This window comes from Pseudomonadota bacterium, from assembly GCA_039196715.1.
Taxonomy (GTDB): Bacteria; Pseudomonadota; Gammaproteobacteria; order CALCKW01; family CALCKW01; genus CALCKW01.
This window is the reverse complement of sequence record JBCCUP010000024.1, coordinates 1-15,689: the sequence shown is the minus strand read 5'-3', so window position 1 is coordinate 15,689 and position 15,689 is coordinate 1. Positions and strand designations below refer to the sequence as shown.

The following is a 15,689-nucleotide window of genomic DNA, read 5'->3' as shown; positions in this document are numbered from 1 at the left end:
CCATGACCGACACCCCGATTCTGCTCGGCCCGCTCGACGGCACCCGGTTCCCCGCGCAAGCCCGTCGCCTTCGCCTCGGTGTGGTCGGCGGCGGCCGTATCGCGCAGACCCAGGCCATGGCCGCGCGCCTGACCGACCGCTGGGACATCGTCGCTGGCGCCTTGTCCTCCGACCCGGATCGTGCAGTCGCGCGCGGCCGCGACTGGCACCTGCCGGCGGACCGCTGCTACACCGACTTCAGCGCCATGGCGCAGGCCGAGGCGGCACGCAGCGATGGCGTGGACGCTGTCATGATCACCACGCCCAACCACCTGCACGCCGCGGCGGCGACGGCGTTCCTGAACGCCGGCGTCGACGTGCTCTGCGACAAACCGCTGACCAACACGGTCGATGAGGCGGCAGACCTGGTGGCCCTGACAGCGGCGACCGGCCGCGTGTTCGCGGTGGGCTACGTGATGTCGTGCTTCGCCATGGTGCGCCAGGCACGCGAGTTGGTCCGCGCCGGCGCGCTCGGCCGCATCAACCAGATCCACGTCGAGTTCCTGCAGGACTGGATGGTTTCGGCCGCATCCCACGACGCCCCGCACGTGCAGTGGCGGCTCGACCCGGCACAGGCCGGCGAGACGAGCTGCTGCGGCGACATCGGCACCCACGCGGCCCACCTCGCCGAGTTTGTCAGCGGCTTAACCCTCACCCACCTGCGCGCCGATTTTCACGTCTGCGGCCACCCGAAACCGCTCGAGGACACGGTCTTCATGAACACGTGCTTTGCCGACACGGTGCCCGGCACGCTGATCGCCACCCGCCTTGCACCGGGCAACCGCGGCGGCTTGAGGCTGCGCGTGTTCGGCAGCGAGGGCGGTCTCGAGTGGGACCTCGAACACAGCGAGCGCCTGAGGCACACCCGCTTTGGCGAGCCTGACCAGGTCATCACACGTGGCCACGGGCACGGGGTTGCACCGGCCGTCGAAGCGCACGTGCGCACCGGACGCGGTTTCCCCGAGGGCCTGATCGAGGCCTGGGCGAACCTCTACACCGAGTTTGCGCTGGCCGTCGCCGCCCGCCTCGACCGCACCGCGGTCCCGCCCGAGGTCCTTGCCTACCCGAGCGTCACCGACGGCTGCGTCGGTGTGGGCTTTGTCGATGCGGCACTCCGGTCGCACCGAAACGGCGGCACCTGGCTGGCCACGGCGCGCCCCGCACCGAACGACTGACCCATTCAGGCTGTCGGTTGCCCCGGGCAACCTGTGTACGCTCGGCGAGGAGACCGCACCGTCCCACGGGGACACCGCGCGGCTTGCAATTCAGTCGACGCGGCACTCGGCGCCGCAGAAGCGGCGCTGGCATCGCTGAGCGACACGCTCGCGCGTGCGCGGCAACGCGCGGCAGAGCTCGACACGCTGTTCAGCGAACGACAGCCGGTGCTGGTCGGTGCCGAGCAACGGCTCCAGCGGGAGTCCCTCACGCTCGAAGGGGCGAGCCGGCGCAGCCGGGAGGACATGGCGGTCGCGTCCCGCGCCATTGAGCAAGCCGGGCCATCCTGAACCTGCCTGCACCGGCTCGGCTGGAATCGGAAATACAAGCATGCCTCGAGACGGCCTGGCAACGCTGCTGGGCACGTGTCGGGCTCACGCCACCTTGGCGAAGGGCTCGTCGCCGTACTGGTAGATCCGCGGCAAGCGCTCGGACAGGAGTTCCGCCGGCACCGGCTTTGAGAAGAAGAAACCCTGGACGATATCGCAGCCGTGCTTGGAGAGGTATTCCAGCGTCTGCACGTCTTCGACCCCTTCGGCGACGATGGTCAGACCGAGCGCATGGGCGAGGCCAATGGTCGCCGACACCAACACCCCACCCTTGCGCTCTTCGAACAGGTTGATGCAGAAGGACCGGTCGAGCTTAAGCTCGCTGACCGGCAGCTGGGTGATGTAGGACATCGAGCAGTAGCCGGTGCCATAGTCGTCGACCGCCACCTTCACACCCCGCCGCGCGAGCGAGCAGAGCAGGTCATTGGCGAAGATCGGGTCTTTCATCATCGAGCTCTCGGTGACCTCGAGCGTCAGTGTCTCGGGCGGCAGGCGGTACCGCTCCAATGCGCGCATCACCCGCTCGACCAGTGTCAGGTCGTGCAGGTCGGCCGACGTCACGTTCACCGAGACCGACAGCTCGAAACCGTTCATGCGCCACACCTTGGCAAAATGCAAGGCGGTGTTCAGCATCCAGTCGGTGAACGCCGACACCAGGCCGTTCTGCTCGGCGAGCTCGACAATCCGCTCGGGGTCGACCTGCCCGTGCTGCGGGTGGTGCCAGCGGACCAGCGCTTCGGCCCCCACCATCTGGCAGCACTTGATGTCGTACTGCGGCTGAAAGAACAACTCGAGCTCGTTCTCCCGCAACGCGCGGCGGAAATCATCGGCCATCGACAGGGCCTTGGGGTCGTGCTCGTCGCGCTGACGCGAATACACCGCAAACGGCAAGCGGTTGACCTTCGCCTCGTACATCGCAATGTCGACGCAGCGGCTGAGTTCCACCGGGTCGTTGGCGTGCTCGGGAGCGAGTGCGATGCCGATGCTCGTGCCACAGGCAATGCGCACACCGTCCACCACCACCGCGTCTTCAAACACCGTGTTGATGGCGTGGGCGACGCGTTCGGCGTCGGCGCGTGTCTGGTCGGGCAACAGCACCACGAACTCGTCCCCTCCCATGCGCGCCACCACGCCCTTCTGCCCGATGACCCGCAACAAGCGCTTGCTGAGCACTTTGAGTACGCGGTCACCGGCGTGGTGCCCGATGGTGTCGTTGATCTGCTTGAATTCGTTGAGGTCCAGGCTCAGCAGCGCGTGCTGGCCATGGGACTTGCCGAGCAAGGTGTTGAGCTCGGTCTCGAGGCGCAGCCGGTTAGGGAGACCGGTCAACGGGTCGCTGTGCGCCTGGCGAATCAGCTCGCGCGTCTGTCGCCGCGATTGTGCACGGTCACGGCGGATGATGAGCATGAACATCGCCGTGCCGAACAGCAGTATCGCACCGAGTATCAGCGCAGCTGCCGAGGCTTGCGAACGTGCGAGTGCCGTTACCCCACCGAGCGGGACCCGCACCTCCAGCGCACCCATCAGGTCGTCTTCGACCCACGGCATCCGCGGCGTCTCGCCGGACGCGGTGCGCATGGCGACAATGCGGTCCTGGTTTTCAAGTGCGTTGTGGCAATTCACACAAGACGCGCTGACCGCAGGGTCTGCACGGACAAAGCGAAGGGTCGGCACGCCATCGAGCGGTTCCACGCGCCATACCGGTTGCCAATCCGTGGCGCCTTCGTGCTCAGGATCGCGCTGTGAGGACAGCGATTGCCAAGCCCAGCGTTGAAAGTCGTCGTTGAGACCTTGACCCTCACCGAGATTCCAGCGGCTGATCAGGGCCATCTCGTACAGCGCGTCACCGTCCGACTGGCTCCGCTTGGCCAGCGCCTTGAGGTATTGGGCAGGCAACGGGATATGTCCAAGCTGCGCCTCCGCAAACTCTGACGCACCAAAGCCATCCAGTGCGAGCTTGTCGACAGCGATGTCGGAGTAGACAGCACGTGCTTTGACGGTTTGCTGTGACACCACATCGGCGGTCCGCAGCGCCTCCGAGGTAATGAGGTCGTCTTGCGCCTGCGAGAGCACCCACCACACCGCGCCCATCAGCGACGCCACCAGCGTGACGGGCACCAGCGCGATCACCCAGAACGAGCTGTGTCGTATGCCTGTCGCGGACCCAGCATCCATAGTCTGAGAAGTGTGGCTGCCCAGTAAGGTGTAGCGTGTGCCAGTGAGATTCCTGAAGTGCTCGCTTTGCAGAGCGGTGCCGCGGCCCGTCAGGCCGAACCGACCCGCCAAACCCGACTCAGCGCTGCACCCGCGTTCACGCTGGCTGCTCCAGCATTGCTGCAGTCCACCGGGTCATGCCAACAGCCGGCACCAACCGAGACAACGACGCCTGGAACCGGCCCGGAGCGTGTAGGGCCGTTGGCCTGCCAGCGAGACACCTGGCGGGCACGCCAAAGCGCGTACAAGAAAACCCGGCGTTTGTCTTCGATAAACACCTCGGGATCGCATTCGAACTGTTGCGTTCGGGGGCGGCCCTGCTATTGTCTCGCGGCTTGCATTGCCTCTCTGTGCCCACCATGCCACTCAGAATCACACTTGGCGAGCTGCTGCACCGCTGCGCCCACGCGCACGGCGACAGGCCGATTCTGACCATTGCAGAAACCGGTGCGACCCTCAGCTACCGGGCCTTCGAATCGCTGACCAACCGCATCGCCCACGGCCTGCGCGAGCACCTCGGCCACGACATCGCCCATGTCGCGCTGATCCTCGAGAACAGCGCCGAGTACCTTGCGACCACCTACGCGTTGAAGAAGCTCAACACCGTCGAGGTGTCGATCAACCCCGCGATGCGCGGCGATGCGCTGCAGCGCATGATCGACCAGACCGAGGCAACCATCCTGTTCACGTCGGCTGCGCACCTCGCTGCCCTCGAGGCGGTCAGCGACCGCCTGCCACACATCCGCACCCTGGTGATGCTCGACGGCGCCGAGGCAGCTCAGGAGCGGTTTTCCCGTTGGCGTGTCGTACCCTTCGGTAGCCTGTTGTCGGACTGCGACGAGCACATCGTGTCGCCCGCGATGGACACCGACACCGCAACCATCCTGTTCACCTCCGGTACCACCGGCGTATCAAAAGGCTGTTTGTTGTCGCACCGCTATGCCGTGCGCACGGCCGAGAACATGATCGACCCGTTTCGGATCACACCTGAGGATTGCGTCTATACGCCCTACCCGCTGTGCCACATCGGGCCGGCCTACTACGACATCCTGCCCACGCTCATGACCGGCGGTCGCGTGGTGATGCGCCAGCGGTTCAGCGTGTCGAACTTCTGGCCGGAGGTGCAGCGCTTTGGGGTGACCTGGTTCATGATGCTCGGCTCGATTCAGCAACTGCTCTGGGCACACCCACCTTGCCCGGAGGAGCGCGCGCACCGCGTCACGCGCTGCTGGAGCACACCCGCACCGGTCCCCAAGGCCGACTTCGATGCGCGCTTCGGGCTGCACCTGATTCCGGGCGGCGGCTACGGCTCGACCGACGCCGGCTGGGTGGTGGTGCCGCAGTGGGATCATCCGGGCGGCGTGGTGCTGCCCCACTTCGAAGTGGCAATCCACGACGACAGAGATGACCCGGTGCCCGCCGGCACCGCTGGGGAATTGGTCGTGCGCCCGCGCGAACCCGGGGTGATGTCGGACGGCTACTTCGGCATGCCCGAACGTACACTCGAGAGCCGACGCAACCTCTGGTTCCACACCGGGGATGTCTGCAAGCAAGACGAGGCAGGCCACGTCTACTTCCTGCACCGCATGAGCGAGCGCATTCGCGTCAAAGGTGAGATGGTGTCCGCCTACGAAGTCGAGGAAGGCGCACTGTCCCACCCCGAGGTCGAGGACTGTGCAGCGATCGGCGTGCCGAGTGATCTCGGCGAGGAGGTGGTGAAGCTGTTCGTGATCCGCAAACCCGGCACCGCGCTCGACGCCGCTCAGATCACCGCCCACTGCGCCGCGCGGATGGCGCGGTTCATGGTGCCCGCGCAGGTCGCCTTTCTTGACGATTTCCCGCGCACTGTCACCGGCAAACCCGAGAAGGGCAAGCTCGCTACACTGTGACGCACCCGTCCCGCGCGTCGTTACGCCCCGGTTGCCCGCCGTGATCACACTCAGACCCCTGCACGAGGACGAACTGGCCACGTGTGACGCGATGGACCGGCAGGCACACGCGCGCCCGTTTGTGTTGCAGACGGGCCTCGCTGGGCACAGGCGCCAGTTCGCTGAGCCAGGCGTCGACTACCTCGCCATCGACCGCGCTCCGCACCGCCTCTGCGGCTACCTCATCCTCGCGCGTCCGGCGGGTTCGAGCAGCATCGAGTTACGTCGGATCCTCGTGGACCGTGCCGCGCGCGGCGTGGGCCAGCCATCCTTGGCATTGATGGAGGCGCATTGCCGCCACGAGGGCGGGGTTGAGCGCATCTGGCTGGACGTTTTCGACAACAATCGACTCGGCATCCACCTCTACGAGAAACACGGCTACCGACGCGTTGGCCGGGAGCGCTTTGCCGGTCGCTGGCTGCACCTGTACGACAAGGCGCTGTGACCGCGCTGTGTGGCACAGCCCACGCGTCTGCACCCCGTGTCAGGCCGCCGTGTCGTCGTACACGGCACGCACCGCGGGACGGTCACCGACCGCCGTTGCCACACGCCGCACGTTCGGGAAGTCGCCAAGCGACGGATGTCCCTTCGCCTCAGAGAACCACGTGGTCAGCATGTACAGGTAGATGTCCGCTGCACTGAAACGCTCGCCCAGCACCCAAGGCCCGTCACCGATCTGGTCGTCGACGACCGTCCAGGTTTCACGCAGCCGGCGGCAGCCGCGTCGCACGGCGCTCGCTTCGTCCGCGCCGGTGTCGACAAAGCGCTCCGGGTAGTAGGTCAGCTGAAAGGCGTTCTGTACCGAACTTGCAAAATACACCAGGGTTTGCAGAAAGCGCGCTCGGCCCGGGTCTTCGGCGGCCGGCGCCAGGGCCGACTCGGCGTGTCGGTCACACAAGAATACCGAGATCGCCGCCCCCTCGTACATCGCGCCCCCGTCCCAGACCAACACCGGCACCCAGCCGTTCGGGTTCAAGGCGAGTTGCTCGGCCGGCCGCGGCTGGCCCATGTCAATGGTCGACTCGATCAGGGTGTACGGCACACCGATCTCCTCGAGCAGTACACGCACGCCCATCGCTGCGCTGTGCGGGGCGTAGAACAGCTGGTACACGTAACGGACTCCGGCGAGGGTTCAGTCCACTGACAGTACCGCAGGCTGGCCGCCGCGTCGCGGCTTTCCTCACGGACGCAGGGTCCATCACGGCACCGGCGTCGCCGGGTCAACGCAGTGTGCTTGGGGCACGTGCAGACGTGCGTGGCGTGGCTTCGAACCCTGACGCACTGAAGTTCAAGGTTGACCCATCAACCACTGTGCTGAACTGCTGTGCTAGGTTTTTTGTCGGTAGCACCCGAGTCCGCGTGGTCCGCAGGCCGATGCCGTGCTGCACAGCCACAGGGCGGCCACGGGTGTTCCGGCCGTTGACAACAAGGCCGCGAGGCCAGGACACAAGGACGCTCACGTGAAGGCCCTAGCGTATTTCAGTCAGGCACGCGGCACGCTGGACATGCAGATCGCCTGGGACATCGCCCGTGTTTCCGCTGCCCGCAATCACGGCTGCGGTGTCACCGGCTACCTGAGTGCGCAGGATGGCCTGTTCTTTCAGTACCTGGAAGGTGACAGCGCCACCGTCGACGCGCTGCTGATCCACATCCGGGAGGACGCACGCCACCGCGTGCTGTGCACACGCGAAGAGCACGGGCTGGAGCACCGTCGCTTTCCGGATTGGAGCATGCAGGTTGTGGCGTCGGGCGAGGCGCCGGACACCCGACTCGAGCACCTGATGCAGGTCAGCTTCGACACGGTGCGACACACGCCGCACAACGTCGCGGTGTTGTCCTCTGCGCTGAAGCTCACACTGGCGCAACTGGGCGACTCGGCGTCGCTGCTCGAGCCCGCCGCAGTGATCGAGTCGGCCAGGGGCCCGGTCACCCATCCAACGCCGTAGCCCGCTCAGCGGGTGTTCACCGCCACACAACAGAGCGGGCCGAGCACGCTCACACGCCGTCTCGCAGGGGCTGGATACCCCAAATTGATCAGTCACCAACACGGCGGTTCACAGCCCGAGCCAACCTGTCAGACCAGACAACCGAGCGCGCACCACGTGCCTGTCGCATTCCGAGCCGAATCGCATGAGGGCATCCACGTAGTGGCAAAAAGTGTTGTGTACACGCGTCTGCGATGGTGTACCTTTTTGGTGCAACGATACCAATAGCGTGAGCCGTTGGTACACGGTGGGTGTCGAGGCGCACCCTGGCGGTCACGCCATCGGGCCAAAACGGTCCAGTGGGACTGCGCGCGTCAACCGCAGTCGGTTCGCGGCCCCCTTCCCCACACTCACGCGGGGCGACCATGAAAGCGATCTTGTATTACAGCAGCGCAGCGATCGAGCTCAACGACACGCGTGCCTGGGAGATAGCCCACGTGTCGGCGGTGCAGAACGAAGTCTTTGATGTCACCGGCTACCTGTGCTTCTACAACACCTACTTTTTCCAGTACATCGAGGGACCGGACACCCGCGTCTCACGCATCATGGACAGGATCCACTCAGACGACCGCCACAGCGTAATACAGACTTTCGAGGAACCTGAACTGCGCACACGCCGGTTCCCGCATTGGCGCATGCGCTACGTGCATTGGGGTTCTCTGCCCGAAACCTCGCTTGAGAAAGCCATCGCCGAACCCATCGGCGGGCGGTCGCCACGGCTGGTCGAGAAGGCACGCTGGACCACCGCGCTGCAGGGCACGTTGTCGCGTATATCGGGCTTGCACAAAGCCGGCGAATGCGTCGAGAGCATCGAGCGCACCAGCACCATTCACTGAAAGAGCGAGGGCCGCGCCAGGCGGACTACAGCGTTCGCTGAACGCGCTCAGGCTCACTCAGGAACACCGGCCGACCCCGCACGAACACCGCGTTGATCGACGGACCATGTGCTGTCCAGTTCAAGGCAATGGCGTCAGCGCGCTGGCCCAACGCCAGCGTCCCCCGGTCTGACAGGCCCACCGCCACTGCGGCATTGCGGGACACCAGCGCCCACGCCTCGGCGAGGCGTGCGAGGTCGTTGCCCGCCAACGTCGCTGCCGCGCCGAACAGCGCCGGGTAGTGGTAGTCCGTTGACAGCACGGTGCACAGGCCGTCGGCAATGGCACCGCCGGCGTGCACCGCACCGGTGTGGCTGCCACCGCGCACGACGTTGGGCGCACCCAACACCACTGCCTCGCCGTGAGCGCGGGCCTCACGCGCCGTGTCGACGGTCAGCGGAAACTCGCACACCGCCACGCCCAAAGCCCGGTAGTGCCGTCGCATGTCAATCGAGGTCTCGTCGTGGGCGAACATCGGCACGCCGCGGGTTCGAGCGACGTTGGCGATGCGCTTGACCGCCCGGTCGATGGCGTCGCCTTGCGAGATCACCCGCTTCAACTGCGCACGGTACGCCCCCGGCGACAGTCCACTTCGCGCCGCGTACAGCGGCAGTTTGGCAACCTCGCGCGGGTTGCCGAGGAGTGTGGTGAAGTGATCATTGAACGCGAGCGTGGGTGTCGGTTGTGTCGACAACCACCTGCACACGGAGTCAACGGCTTCCGTCGCGGTGATTTCCCACCTGATCTGCACACGCAGGTCGACAATCAAGCTCGGTCGGACACGCTCGAGTGCGTGCATCAGCTCGACCGCCGTCGCGAGGCTGCGCAAGCCCGGCTCCCAGGACACGGTCACGGCGAGGTACGCCGTGGTGATGCCGTTCGCGACCAGTTGTCGGTCGGTCTCGATCAACGCCGCACCGAGATCGAAGGTCACACCTGGCCGAGGCGCGATGTTGCGCTCGAAGGCGTCGCCGTGCACGTCGACCATACCGGGCACAATCAGCAACCCAGCCGCGTCGAATGCACGCGCGGCCGCGGGCGCGACCGGGGTGTCCACAACGCGCCCTGTCCCGAAGTGCAATGGCCGGTCGTGGAATCTGTCGCCATCGAGCACCGCGCCCGCGTGCAGCACCCAGCCGGGCTCACCGATCGTCATGGTTCCCGCACGCTGCTGAGCGCCACGCCACGAGACACAATCACCTGGGCGCTGCAGTGCCCGCGGACAGCACCCACGGTGTCAGACGTCGACCGAGCCGTTATCGGGTTTGCCGGCCACGGCTTGCAACGCCGAAAACCACGCCTCAAAGGCCGCGAAACTCAGGCGTTCGTCTGGCTGTCTGTCCGGCTGAAGGTGGCTCAGCGCGTGCTCGGCGATGTGCTGGCCGAGGCTGCGGTAGGCCTCGAACTGGCCTTCGCCGAAGAACTGATCCGCGGTCGACTGGTGCGGGAAGCTGCTGTGCCCGTGGCGGTACTCGCGGATCACTTCGTCCTCGTCGCCGGTCAGCGACGACTTCAAATACAACAACCGCCCCGGCTCGGCATCACCGGGGTAGTGGACATCGCCGATCGCCCAGTGGGCCGTCGCATGGCCATCGGCGTCGAGCCGCAACGGGGCGAGGTCGATGTCGATCGTGACGCCGAGGTCGATGCGCGCCAGGCGAATCAGGGTTGCGAGGCCGTTGAAGTGGTGCTGCGGGTCTGCCTCACCGTCGCCCAAGATGATGAATTTACAGCGGCGCCGCAACAGCTCGATGCCGGCCAGGTTCTCGATGTGCCCGCCGTCAGACACGTTGACCCAGCGGTGCGTCTCGTTGAGTTTGCCGAGCAACTCGCGCATCAGCGCGCGCGGTCGCACGCGCCAGCTGAAGAGCGTGTTCAGCGAGCTCTGTTCCTTGTTCGGTGGCGGCCCGAGGTTGATCAGGCGGTAGCCCGGCTTGATCTTCTCGCCGTGCCGAACCGCCGCCGTCGCGTCGGGCGCGAACTGGTAACGCACCGGATCGCCCGACTGCGGCACGATCGAGATGACCTGCTGGCCGTCGTCGGTTTCACTCAGGGTGACCTCGCCGGTGATCTTGCACGCAGTCGGGGTCTTGCCGCGCATCAAGGCACTGAGGCTCGACCCCAGATACCCGCCGCCGGACACCGTTGACATGTAATCGATATGGTCGAACACGCCATGGTGGTGCAAGGCCTGGGTGATCCCGAGGTTGACCGTCGCCGAGCGAATGCCGCCGCCGGAAAAGCCGACCCCGACCACGCCGTTGGCCACGGTCAGCCGGTGCGGCTCGCCAGCGCCGGCTGCGAGGGTACGCACCGCACCCGCCGGGTATTGCGCCCAGCGCGCGGCAATGTCATCGAGCTCCTCGCGCAGGACATCGTTGAAATCGTACGCGCCTTTCTTGTCGCCCTCGCCCTTGTGCTTGTCGAGCCACTGCTCGAGTCGACCCGGGTTCGGAATCCAATAGCCCAGGCGCACATTCAACAAGGTGAGAATGGCGACCAGCGCCGGGCTGGTGGAACGCCCCATGTTCGGCGATGCCGCGGCGGCCGAAATCGCCATGGCCGTGGCGAGGCCCATCTGCGGGTAGACGTAGTTCATCGATTCACTGCGGCAATACCCGGTGCGCTCGCCGCCGGTGAAGCGCTTGCTGAAGATGAAGAAATCGCTCTTGCGGTCGCGGATCGAGATGTCCTTGCTGCCCTGGAGGTTCAGGGCAACGTTGATCAGATGGTACGGCGCCGTCGAGCCGGCCTCGCGGCAGGCGATCTCGTCGAGGTCCAGGTCTTTCTCGATGGCGATGTCACCGTTGGCGTCCTCACCGACCAGGAAGGCCGACGCCAGGCGGTCGCGGTAGAGCCCGTGGATGGAGGTCTGGTTGACGTCCACGGTCAACCACATCAGAAACCACAACAGAGCCGTGAACATCAGCAGATAGGCGCCCTTGACCATCAACCCGGTCGCACGCGCTTCGCGCGCTTCGAGCGTCCGGTAAATGGCCGGGTACAGGCTCCTCGAGTAGTTGGCCGCGATAGAGAGCTCCGAACGGGCTTCAGCCATCAGCGGTTCGAAATCGTTCAGCAGCATTTCGTTGAAGGTCAGCGGGCTCACACCGGTCAACCCGGGAAACTCGGTCGGAAACACCATCGTCGCGCACGCAGGCGTGTTCGGTGCTTCGAAACAGTCGACACCGGTCTCGTACAGGTACGCGTCGATGGCCTCAAAGTAGTTGTCGAGTTCGGCCAGTCGGGAGAGCGAAGAGGTGCCGTCACCGACATCAGCGGATGTGAGCAGCGCGCGAATCAACCCCGCCGACACCGCCGGCTTGAACGGTTCGACAACATCCGCCACGGCGTCGGCGGCAGAGTCCGTCAACGCCGCATCGTCGGCCGAGAACTGCACCGCTGCGAGCACGGCGGCAATGTTCTGCAGTCGCGTTGTCAAGGCGTCCACTTCCCACACCAACGCGAACTCAAGTGGGTTCGTTTCGAAATCCGTCTGCTCGAGCGAATCAGCAAGCTCGAGCACCTCATCCATCTCGAGCGCGTCCTGGAGGTTGGCCAGCGTCACCACCTCCCACGCCGCAGCCACCAGTGACTGAAGCCGCACGGAGGCGTATTCAGGCACATCGATGGCCTCCAGGCCGGGCACCTCGGGCGGCTCGGTGTCGAGCGGTGCGTCGTCGTCAAACACCGGTTGATCGAGCTCGAGCGTGTACCACCACACCGCTTCGCTCAACGCCTGCAAGCGCGGGCCAGGACGCGCCACCGTCGCCTCGATGAAGCGCCCGACATCCTGACCGAGCGAGTGCGTTTCATCGCGCTGTGTACTCGGGTCGCTGCCAGAGGTCATCTGCGGATACGCCAACGCAAACAGCGAAGCGTCGAGGGCTTGCTCAAAACGCGCCTTCTGCGACGAGGCAATGCTGTGCGTCCAGACCGTGGTGACAAAGAGGCCAAAACACACGAGCAACAGCAACACCAGCTTGACGAGATCGCGGAGGGTGAAGCTCAGGGTGACGGCACCGAGCACGAACGTCAGCACAACCAGCCCCAGTGCCACCAGAGCCAGGGTCAGCAGCCAGCTGTTCCAGTCCGCCGACGGCGGGCTGAACACGAGGAAATCGGCCACCAACAGGACGACCAACAGGGGCAGAAACAGCCCGAGCACACCGATCGCGAACAGCGCGATCTTGCCGGCTGACCCGCCAAGTACGCTCAGCAGTTTGTCAGCGCCGGCAAAGGCCGCGGTGGCAATGGCACCGACCGACACGAACGACCACCCCAGCTCCCGCTCGTAGATGAGCTGGTGAAACGGAAACAGAAACACCGACAGCGACTCGAACAACGCCACCGCGACGATGATCAGCAGGATGCCTCCGTACACCCGCTCGAACCGGTCTCGGGTGTCCACCGAGCTGTCGCTGCCGGTTTTCAGACGCACCCGGTGTCGTGCCACGCGGTAGAGCGTCGACACCAGCGGAAACACCAGCACGCACACCAGCGCACCGATCAGCGTGTACTCGGTGAAGTCGAATGAGGTCGGTAAAAACAGGTGCGCCATCGCCACGGCGAGGCCCGACAACAGCAGGTAGGGCAACAGCACCAGGAAGTTGACCAGGATGCCACGCAACAGCACACCGGCCGCCCGGATGTAATCGAGCAGGCCGCGCACCGCCATGTAGTTCGAGTGGTTGCGAACCCAGGTGAGGTACGGCGATTCCTCGGGCCCGTCCAGCAAGGGAAAGGGGTACTCACCGCGTCGCACGGGGAGATACTTGGGGTCTTCAACCATGTCGTCGTCACGCTCCTTGTCACACGACTTCACGCCGCCGTCGCCCGCGAGCGCCACCAAAGTCACTCCAGGCTTGTATCAATACACCAACCCCGGCCTGCGGAGCCCACGGCCATTCAAACCCGATTCCCGGGGCGGGTCAACGGCCGGGCCCGCGCTGCCAACAGCGACAATGTACACGAACAGTGTGGCCGGCTGGTCGGGTTCCCAATGGCGGCGAACGCGGCGCGGTGCGACAGGCTCGGCAGCTGTGCAACTTCAGGCCGATGTGCGAGTCTCTGTGACACACACGTCTTGGCGCGCGGCCACACCGCGCGCCGCCAGTCGGAGCCAGCCGAATGAACCGAATCCGTACCGACCGCCGCGCGTTTCTGGCCACAGTGGGGACAGCCATCGCCGCAGGGGCATCCGGCCTCGGCACCGCCGCACAGGCCGATGCCGTGAAGCCCACGCGCTCCATGCGCGGTGGGTCCAACAACTACCGTCCCGGCGCGCCGATCGTCGAGCGCATCGGCGGCGGCGGCTTCTGGATGACCGGCACCGTGCGCCGCGCGGGGGACGGCGTCCCGCTCGCCGGCCAGCGCATCCAGATCTGGGCCCACACCACCGAGGGCCACGAGCGGGATCCCCACAGCCACGGGGCCACCCTGACCGACGCGAACGGCGAATTCCGCCTCGAGATGCCCCAGATCGTGCCCGCCTTCGGGCAACCGCATGGCCACCTCGCTTACGACAGCGGTGATTTCAAAACAGTGTTCCTGCGGCCGGTGATGCCGAGCGCCGCAGACACGACCCTCAGCGCCCATTTCGTGCTGGAACCCGCCTGAGCACTCGACGCGCTCCGGTGCCGCGCGCACGCCTGCTGATCAGCTGGTCGGCGCTCGCGCTCGCCCTCGGTGTGCCCCTCTTCGCGGCAGCGACCAGCCCGCTGCTGCAGTGGCGCGACGCGACCTACCAGCTCGCGGGCTTCGCGGGCGTTTTGGCTCTCGCCCTGCTGCTGGTGCAACCGCTGCTGGCCGGGCGGCTGCTGCCTGGCCTCAGCGCACCGCTGAGCCAGCGCGCACACCGCGGCGTCGGAGCGGCACTGGTGCTGGCCGTGGTCGTGCACGTCGGTGGGCTCTGGGTCACGAGCCCGCCCGACGTCGTCGACGCCCTGTTGCTGGACTCACCGACGCCGTTCTCGCTCTGGGGCGTGATCGCGATGTGGGCTGTCTTCGCCACGGCCGGCCTCGCGCTGCTGCGTCGACGCTGGCGGCTCAGGCCAGGCACCTGGCTGCTGTGCCACGGGTCACTGGCTACGGTGATAGTCGCCGGCACCGTCACACACGCGGTGCTGATCGAGGGCACCATGGGCACGGTGTCGAAAATCGCCTTTTGCGTGTTGGTGGCTGCCGCGTCCGGCACTGTCCTGTTCCGGTCGGTACGCCGTGCTCTCAACTGATCCGGGCACACGGCAGGCTCGGCGTGGCCCGCCGCAGCCGGAGGCCCTCAGGTGATCACACGCGTGCTGGTGACCGGCTTGCCTGCGAGCGGCAAATCGACCCTCGGCACGGCGCTCGCCACGGTGCTGAACATGCGGTGTCACGACAAGGACCGCTTCCTCGAGGCGCTGTTTGCGCGCCACGGTGAGATCAGCCCTGCCGATCGAACAGCCTTGAGTCGCGAAGCCGACACGGCGTTCATCGAGCTCGCATCGCAGCCCGTCGATGCGGTGTTGGTGTCGTGGTGGCGGCACCCGAGGTCTGCCACCGAGTCAGGCACACCAACCGGCTGGTCAGGCAACGTGCCCGGCGCCACCGTCGAACTGCACTGCCACTGCGACCCCGACGTCGCACTCGCGCGCTTCAGCGCCCGTCGACGCCACCGGGGCCACGGTGACGCGCAACGGGACACCGCTGCGCTCGCGCGCAGCTTTCACGAACAGGCCGCGCTCGGCCCGCTCGGCCTCGGTCCACTCGTGCAGGTGGACACGCACGGCGCGGTCGACGTCGAGGCCGTTGCGCGCCAGGTGCGCGCCGCCCACGCTCAGGCGGCCGACTGAGGCCGCCGAGACCGTCGTTGCACCTCAGGCGCCCTTGCTGCCGTCAGGCAGCGCCGGTGGTGTCGCCGCGTCTGCCGCGGCGGCGGCGATCCGGCGTTGGTCGGCGTTGTCGAGCGCGTTGCGGTCATCCAGCCCCGGGATGTGCACCATGACCTGCTTGCGCGCGAAGGGAATCCCGGCTTCGTCGAAGGCCTGCTGCACCCGCACGTACACCTCCTTGCGGATCATGAACTGACGGCCGGGCTTCGCCATGAACTTGCCACGCACCACG

At 66.2% G+C, this 15,689-nt stretch carries 14 protein-coding genes; 9 read left to right on the top strand and 5 right to left on the bottom strand.

The features are described from left to right. Positions 1-2 precede the first annotated feature (2 nt). Both AAGA11_10380 and AAGA11_10375 read left to right on the top strand, forming a co-directional pair. On the top strand, positions 3-1,214 hold the full coding sequence (locus AAGA11_10380) for a Gfo/Idh/MocA family oxidoreductase (protein ID MEM9603259.1): 1,212 nt from the start codon (positions 3-5) through the stop codon (positions 1,212-1,214). A 33-nt stretch (positions 1,215-1,247) separates the two neighbouring features. Further along, on the top strand, positions 1,248-1,544 hold the full coding sequence (locus AAGA11_10375; protein ID MEM9603258.1) for a hypothetical protein: 297 nt from the start codon (positions 1,248-1,250) through the stop codon (positions 1,542-1,544). Between the two features lie 84 nt (positions 1,545-1,628). Here the strand turns inward: AAGA11_10375 and AAGA11_10370 are convergent, their stop codons facing one another. After that, the gene (locus AAGA11_10370; protein ID MEM9603257.1) at positions 1,629-3,758 is read right to left on the bottom strand and encodes an EAL domain-containing protein; all 2,130 of its coding nucleotides are present in this window, start codon (positions 3,756-3,758) and stop codon (positions 1,629-1,631) included. Positions 3,759-4,156: 398 nt separating this feature from the next. Between AAGA11_10370 and AAGA11_10365 the strand changes: the two genes are divergently transcribed. Beyond that, positions 4,157-5,686 (top strand): AMP-binding protein, encoded by a 1,530-nt coding sequence (locus AAGA11_10365; protein ID MEM9603256.1) that lies wholly within the window; start codon positions 4,157-4,159, stop codon positions 5,684-5,686. Between the two features lie 40 nt (positions 5,687-5,726). Beyond that, entirely contained in the window at positions 5,727-6,170 is a 444-nt protein-coding gene (locus AAGA11_10360) for a GNAT family N-acetyltransferase (GenBank protein ID MEM9603255.1), read from the top strand. 39 nt (positions 6,171-6,209) lie between these two features. On the opposite strand, the gene AAGA11_10355 is transcribed toward AAGA11_10360, so the two are convergent. Continuing rightward, positions 6,210-6,836, bottom strand: coding sequence for a glutathione S-transferase family protein (locus AAGA11_10355; GenBank protein ID MEM9603254.1), 627 nt, complete (start codon positions 6,834-6,836; stop codon positions 6,210-6,212). A gap of 349 nt (positions 6,837-7,185) precedes the next feature. Here AAGA11_10355 and AAGA11_10350 point away from each other — a divergent pair, with 349 nt between their 5' ends. Further along, the gene (locus AAGA11_10350) at positions 7,186-7,671 is read left to right on the top strand and encodes a BLUF domain-containing protein (GenBank protein ID MEM9603253.1); all 486 of its coding nucleotides are present in this window, start codon (positions 7,186-7,188) and stop codon (positions 7,669-7,671) included. A gap of 404 nt (positions 7,672-8,075) precedes the next feature. Next, on the top strand, positions 8,076-8,546 hold the full coding sequence (locus tag AAGA11_10345) for a BLUF domain-containing protein (GenBank protein MEM9603252.1): 471 nt from the start codon (positions 8,076-8,078) through the stop codon (positions 8,544-8,546). A gap of 25 nt (positions 8,547-8,571) precedes the next feature. Here AAGA11_10345 and AAGA11_10340 read toward each other — a convergent pair whose 3' ends face one another. Together AAGA11_10340 and AAGA11_10335 are read right to left on the bottom strand one after the other, a co-directional pair. Then, positions 8,572-9,741, bottom strand: a complete 1,170-nt coding sequence (locus AAGA11_10340; protein ID MEM9603251.1) for an alpha-D-ribose 1-methylphosphonate 5-triphosphate diphosphatase — start codon at positions 9,739-9,741, stop codon at positions 8,572-8,574. A gap of 81 nt (positions 9,742-9,822) precedes the next feature. Continuing rightward, positions 9,823-13,434, bottom strand: a complete 3,612-nt coding sequence (locus tag AAGA11_10335; GenBank protein MEM9603250.1) for a hypothetical protein — start codon at positions 13,432-13,434, stop codon at positions 9,823-9,825. Between the two features lie 281 nt (positions 13,435-13,715). Between AAGA11_10335 and AAGA11_10330 the strand changes: the two genes are divergently transcribed. From AAGA11_10330 to AAGA11_10320, 3 genes are read left to right on the top strand one after another with little or no spacing between them, the layout of a single operon-like run. Further along, positions 13,716-14,204 carry a twin-arginine translocation pathway signal gene (locus tag AAGA11_10330; GenBank protein ID MEM9603249.1) on the top strand — a complete coding sequence of 163 codons (489 nt, stop codon included), beginning with the start codon at positions 13,716-13,718 and terminating at the stop codon, positions 14,202-14,204. Between the two features lie 17 nt (positions 14,205-14,221). After that, positions 14,222-14,818, top strand: coding sequence for a ferric reductase-like transmembrane domain-containing protein (locus AAGA11_10325; GenBank protein MEM9603248.1), 597 nt, complete (start codon positions 14,222-14,224; stop codon positions 14,816-14,818). 51 nt (positions 14,819-14,869) lie between these two features. Further along, positions 14,870-15,418 (top strand): hypothetical protein, encoded by a 549-nt coding sequence (locus AAGA11_10320; protein MEM9603247.1) that lies wholly within the window; start codon positions 14,870-14,872, stop codon positions 15,416-15,418. Positions 15,419-15,442: 24 nt separating this feature from the next. Here the strand turns inward: AAGA11_10320 and AAGA11_10315 are convergent. Then, positions 15,443-15,689, bottom strand: a 247-nt coding sequence (locus AAGA11_10315) for a mechanosensitive ion channel family protein (protein ID MEM9603246.1), incomplete at its 5' end; no start/stop codon positions are given.